Origin of the sequence: Mycobacterium sp., assembly GCF_036273375.1 — a bacterium.
Taxonomy (GTDB): Bacteria; Actinomycetota; Actinomycetes; order Mycobacteriales; family Mycobacteriaceae; genus Mycobacterium.
Window position 1 is genome coordinate 1 of the sequence record NZ_DASUHS010000211.1, and the last position, 6251, is coordinate 6251.

The following is a 6251-nucleotide window of genomic DNA, read 5'->3' on the forward strand; positions in this document are numbered from 1 at the left end:
CCGGCTTCGATTTTCTCGTCGATGCTCGCCCGCACGATCTCGTCGACAAACGGCGCCCAGCGCTTAACGGCTGCCGGCGACAGGTACGGGTTGAGGATGCTGCGGTAGGTACCGTGCTCGGGTTCATCCATCTCGAGCATGCCGCCACGGACGCCGGTGCCCTGCGGCAGCGTAGGAATTGTGATGCCTTTATAACCGGTGCCTTCGCCGGTGACGTCGTGGTCGTTGGACACGTGCGGGCATCGAGCGAGCTCGAAGACTTCCCGGTTGCCCGCGGCTACCCAATGCCCGTCGTAGGTGTCGGTCCACGCCAACGGGCACTTGGCGTGCATCTCCTCGGTGATCGCGGTGAACCGCTCGCGGTACTCCGGGGTGTGGCGATCAAAGTGGTAACGGTTGGTCTTGCCGGCGTCGCCGGTCAGGGTGTCTTCCGTGGTCACCGTGGCCTCTCCTGCGGACGAGTGGCTGCATATAGAAGCAGTATGCGGCGAGACGAACGACCTATACGTGCATTCTGCGATTAGAGTTTCGCGCTCAGCCCACGCCGTCTAGGCCAGGTTGGCCAGCAGCAGCGCCTCGCTGATCGCCGCGCGTTCGAGCACGCCCAGATGCAGGCTCTCGTTGATGCTGTGGGCTTGCGTCGTGGGATCTTCCACGCCGGTGACAATGATCTTCGCCTCCGGGAACGCCGCGGCGAACTCGGCGATGAATGGGATCGATCCGCCCATGCCCATGTCGATCGGATCGGTCCCCCATCCCTGCCGGAACGCGGCCCGCGCGGCGTCGTAGACGCTGCCAGTGGCATCGATGGCGTAGGGCTCGCCGACGTCGCCGCGGGTGATGCTGACGTGCGCGCCCCACGGCACATGCTGCTGCAGGTGGGCGGTCAAGGCGTCCAGGTGTGCCGCCGCGTCCCCGCCCGGCGCGACGCGCATGCTGATCTTGGCGCGGGCCCGCGGGATCAGCGTGTTCGACGCTTTCTCGATGGGTGTGGTGTCGATGCCGATCACGGAAATCGCGGGTTTGGCCCACAGCCGCTGCGGCGCCGAACCCGATCCGATCTCGGACACGCCGTCCAGCAGCCCGGAGTCGGCACGCACCCGCTCAGGCGGGTAATCCACAGCGGCGGCGGCACTTTCGTGCAGGCCGGCGACGGCCACGTTGCCGTCGTCGTCGTGCAGGCTGGCCAACAACCGCACCAGCACGCTAAGCGCGTCGGGTACCACGCCGCCCCAGATGCCGGAGTGCAGGCCGTGGTCGAGCGTGGCGACCTCGACGACGCAGTCGACCAGGCCGCGTAGCGTCACCGTCAGCGCCGGGACGTCGGTGCTCCAGTTGTCCGAGTCGGCGATGACGATCACGTCAGCGGCGAGCGCGTCGCGGTGAGCGGCCAGCAGCCGGCCCAGGGACGGGGATCCGGATTCCTCCTCGCCCTCGACAAAGACCGTCACGCCCACCGGTGGCTGACCGCCATGCGCGCGAAATGCCGCCAAATGTGTTGCGATACCAGCTTTGTCGTCGGCGGTTCCGCGGCCGTAGAGCCGGCCGTCACGTTCGGTGGGCTCGAAAGGCGGCGACACCCATTGGCTGCGGTCGCCTTCGGGCTGCACGTCGTGGTGTGCATACAACAGCACGGTGGACGCACCGTCCGGCGCCGGATGGTGGGCGATGACGGCCGGGGCGCCGCCCTCGCTGACGATCCGCACATCGCCAAAACCCGCCTGCGACAACAGGTCAGCGACCGCCTGCGCGCTGCGGTGTACCTCGTGGCGGCGGCCGGGGTCGGCCCACACCGATTCGATGCGCACCAGGTCTTCCAGATCGCATCGCACCGACGGCAGCACCTCACGGACGCGCTCAACCAGATCGCTCATGCCCACGAGGCTAGTCGGCCGCCGTCTCCAAAATGGCCACCGCGGCGGCCGTATCGCCTTCGTGCGTCAGCGACACGTGAATGATCACGTCGGCCAGGTGTTTGGCGATGTCGCCGCTCAGCCGAACCCGCGGTCGGCCCCACATGTCGGTGACCACCTCGATGTCGCGGTGGATGTCTTCCGGCAGCACCGGACGCTGGGCGAACCGCGATCCCGACCAGGCTTTGATCACGGCCTCCTTCGCGGCCCAGCGGGCCGCCAGGTGACGCGCCGCCGACGAACTCTTGTCCGAGGCGTCGCGGCGCTCCCCCGGGGTGAACGTCGCGGAGAAGACGGTTCCCGGTTGGTCGACCTGCTCGGCGAAATCAGGAATGGAGACGAGATCGATCCCCACACCGACAATTCCCATGGGTCGCCAGGCTAACGGATGGTTGAGCCCGGCGACGATGCGGTCCGCGCAGCGGGCCGGGAAGAAGCCGGGCAATACACCGACCTCATCCGGCAGAGACCTGGTAGGCCTCGCCGTCACCCAGGCGCGAATCCGGGTTCAGCAGCATCGCCGCCTCCTGACGCTTCTCCGGCACGTCGTTGTCGAAGCGACGGTTCGGCGGCCGCTCGTACATCGGTGCGCCGCCCGCGATCGCCGATGCGAGCCGCCGCTGACCGGCTAGCAAGCGCGCGTCCGCGCGCCGCTGGTAGTCCGCACGCTGCTCCGGGTCAAGCGCGGCGACGAACGCCTGCGGATGCACCAGCGCGACCAGCCCCGAAACATGGCCGAACCCAAGGCTGGTCACCAACCCCGCCTTGAGCGGGAACTTGCCGCCGAGCCGCAGCGTCTCGCGCACCCACACGAAATGCGCCGAGCCCGCCAGTTCGTCGTCGACGCAATCCAGGCTGCGGTTGGGCGGGATCACCCCGTCGCGCAGCATCTGGCACAGCCCCATCATCTGGAAGACCGCCGCGCCGCCCTTCGCGTGCCCGGTGAGGCTCTTCTGCGACACCACGAACAGCGGAGCACCCTCGGAACGGCCCAGCGAGTCGGCGAGCCGCTCGTGCAGTTCGGTCTCGTTGGGATCGTTGGCCAGGGTCGACGTGTCGTGCTTGGAGACCACCGCGACGTCGTCGGTGCCCACCCCGAGCTTGGTCAGCGACCGCGCCAGTGCCGAATCCTTGCCGCCGCGACCGGCGCCCAGCGCGCCCAGCCCCGGCGCCGGGATCGAGGTGTGCACGCCGTCGGCGAACGACTGCGCGTAGGCCACCACGGCCAGTACCGGCAGACCCATCTTGAGCGCCAGGTCGCCGCGCGCCAGCAGGATGGTGCCACCGCCCTGCGCCTCAAGGAATCCCAGCCGGCGTCGGTCGTTGGGCCGGGAGAACTTCGAGTCGTGGATGCCCCGGCCCCGCATCATGCCGGTGTCGGCGGTGGCCGCCATGTCACCGAAGCCGATGATGGCTTCCAGGGTCAGGTCGTCGAATCCGCCGGCGACTACCAGCTCCGCCTTGCCGAGACGAATCTTGTCGACACCCTCCTCGACCGACACCGCCGCGGTCGCGCACGCGCCCACCGGGTGGATCATCGCGCCGTAGCTGCCGACGTAACTCTGAATGACATGCGCGGCAACGACGTTCGGCAGAACTTCCTGCAGAATGTCGTTCGGTTTGCTCCGGCCCAGCAGGTTGCCGTGATACATCGTCTGCATCGACGTCATGCCGCCCATGCCGGTGCCTTGCGTGCTGGCCACCAGGCCCGGGTGCACCCATCGCATCAACTCGGCCGGGGTGAATCCCGACGACAGGAACGCGTCGACGGTCGCGACGATGTTCCACAGCGCCACCCGGTCGGTCGAGCTGGCCATGTCCTGGCTGATGCCGAACACGGTCGGGTCGAATCCGGTCGGAATCTGCGCACCAACGGTCCGCGACAACTTGGTCTTTCGCGGCACCCGAATCTCGGTGCCGGCCTTGCGGATGACCTGCCAGTCGCTGGAGTCGGGCATCGGCCGGATGATCGTGTGTTCCGGGTCGAACTCGACGAAGGCGCGCGCGTCGGCCTCCGAGGACACCACGAACGCGAAGTCCTTGTCCAGGAACACCGACACCAGCAGCGGCGCAGCGTGGTCGGGGTCGATCGCGCCGTCGTCGACGAATTCGCGAATGCCGCAGCGCTCGACGACGGTGTCGTGGTAGAGCTCGACCAGCTCGGACTCATCGACCAGATCGCCGGATTGTGTGTCGTACCAACCGGGTTGGGGGTCGTCCTCCCAGCGGATCAGACCGGTGGTCCAGGCCAGCTCCAGGACGCCCGCCGCCGACAGTTCGTTGTCGGTCTCCATCTCGAAGCGGGTCCGCGACGAACCGTAGGGGCCCAGTTCCGCGCCACCGACGATGACCACCAGATCGGCCGGCTCGACATCGAGGTCTGCCCATTGCGGCGGTGGTGCCGGGGTGAAGCCGCGCGGCGGAGCCGGCAGCGCGGCAATGGTGCCCTCGGCCTCGGCGGCTTCGGCGTCGTCGTCCGATGTCGAGGTGGCTTGCTCGCGGGCTTTGGCGGCCAGCTCGGCCATGTCGAGGTTGGCCTCGCCCAGCCCGCCGGTCAGGTCCGCCTTGATCGGCGCAGCGGCCGCGGCAACCTTGGACTCGATGTCGCAGAGGGACAGCAACATTGCGGCCATCTCGTCGGTCGAGTACGTGGTGACGCCGGCCTCCTCGACCGCGTCGACGATGGCGTCGTTGTGGCCCATCAGCCCGGTGCCGCGGGTCCAACCGATCAGTGCGTGCGCCAGGCTGACCCGGGCCGCCCACGAGGACTCGGCGTGCCAACGGCTCACCAAGGCGTCCAGCGCCGACTTGGCTTCACCGTAAGCGCCGTCGCCACCGAACATTCCGCGGTTCGGTGAACCCGGCAGCACGACGTGCAGCCGCGACGCGATGTCGCGCTCGGCGCCGATCTTCGACAGCCCGGCGATCAACCGCTGCACCGCCCACAGCAGCACCTTCATCTCCATCTCGGAGCGAGAGCCGGCCTCGGACAGGTCGCCCGCGACCCGCGGTGCGGCAAACGGGAACAGCAGTGTGGGGGTCTGCGCGTCCTTGATGTGAATCGACTGCGGCCCAAGGCTTTCGGTCTGCTCGGTGCCCACCCACTCGACCAGCGCGTCGATGTCGGAGTAGGACGCCATGTTGGCCGCTACCACCCACAGCGCCGCGCCGAACCGGGCGTGGTCGCGGTAGAGCCGGCGGTAGAAGGCCAACCGCTCGTCGTCGAGCTTGGACGTCGTGGCGATGACGGTGGCACCGCCGTCGAGCAGTCGTCCGATGACCGATGCGGCAATCGAGCCCTTGGATGCGCCCGTCACAACTGCGACTTCGCTGCTGTACGCGCCCGGATCCGGGTTCTCGGCGCCGGCCGCGATGCGGCCGTACAACGATGCGTGGATCTGACGGCCCGCGGACAGGGCTTTGCCCTGCCACCAGGTCGCCTGCGTGGCCACGACATGGCCTGCGCCCTCGAACCTTTCGGACAGGTCCACCCAGCGGGCGTCGATGTCGCCCTCGTCGCTGAGCCAGAGTTTGACCAGGTCTTCGCGCGCGCTGGCCCACCGGTCGTCGAACAGTACGGCCTTCTTCGGCTCGAATACCGGCGACACCAGGCGCGGCCAGTCGGCGCCGAGTTCGGCGGTGACCAGGTCGATGAGCTCGGCGTCGGTGGCCGCCGGCGAAGCGCTGACCGGGTCGTCCAGGCCCAGCTGGTTGAGCACCAGGCGGGCCGCCGAGGCCAGCACGCCGTCGCGGCCGGTGATCTGGTCGGTGAATTCGCCGAGTGCGGCGGCGTCGATGGTCCCGCCGCCACCGCCGCCCGAGGACGGCAGCGCCACCGCGATGCCACGGCGCGCGGCGACCGAAGCCACCGCGGCGTCGATCGCCTTGTCGACGGAAGCGGCGTCGGCCAGTGCACCTTCGTGCAGGTGTCCCATGGCGCCGCCCCGGACACTGGTCCCCTCGCGGGTTCCCAGCGCGACCTCGACCGTGACGTGTTTGGCCCAACCCTCGCCCAGTTCCCAGGTCTTCTTGACCCGCTCGGCGATGGCACCGGGCCGCTTGCCCGAGGGCCCCAGCACGGTGCGCAGCTGGTCGTTGATCGCGTCGGAAAGCACCGGGCCGTAAGGCTTGTAGGTGCGCGCCAATTTGGTCACCTGTGCGCGCAGCCCGGCCAGGTCGGCTTCCGCGGCGCCGTCGATGGCTCCCAGGTTCAGCTCCGAACCTAGGTCCACCAGCAGCTGGTTGCGCCGTGACGACGCACCGTCGGTGATCGATTCGATGGAGTCCAGCTCCTCGATCTGATCGATGCGCATCTTGGCCGACAGCGCGATCAGCGCG

General features: G+C 68.6%; 3 protein-coding genes and 1 pseudogene. All 4 read right to left on the minus strand.

What is annotated here, in order from left to right:
- Positions 1–440: pseudogene (locus VFW69_RS19330) on the minus strand (cytochrome P450); the annotation flags it as partial.
- Between the two features lie 108 nt (positions 441–548).
- The gene (locus tag VFW69_RS19335; protein WP_526503562.1) at positions 549–1874 is read right to left on the minus strand and encodes a dipeptidase; all 1326 of its coding nucleotides are present in this window, start codon (positions 1872–1874) and stop codon (positions 549–551) included.
- A gap of 10 nt (positions 1875–1884) precedes the next feature.
- On the minus strand, positions 1885–2283 hold the full coding sequence (acpS, locus tag VFW69_RS19340) for a holo-ACP synthase AcpS (protein WP_526503564.1): 399 nt from the start codon (positions 2281–2283) through the stop codon (positions 1885–1887).
- Positions 2284–2368: 85 nt separating this feature from the next.
- The coding region (locus VFW69_RS19345) for a beta-ketoacyl synthase N-terminal-like domain-containing protein (RefSeq protein WP_526503566.1) at positions 2369–6251 on the minus strand (3883 nt) is incomplete at its 5' end.

What these genes read in the sequence shown, in the direction of transcription:
- acpS (WP_526503564.1), bottom strand. Translation starts at nt 2,283, where the DNA reads ATGGGAATTGTCGGTGTGGGGATCGATCTCGTCTCCATTCCTGATTTC.
- VFW69_RS19335 (WP_526503562.1), bottom strand. Translation starts at nt 1,874, where the DNA reads ATGAGCGATCTGGTTGAGCGCGTCCGTGAGGTGCTGCCGTCGGTGCGA.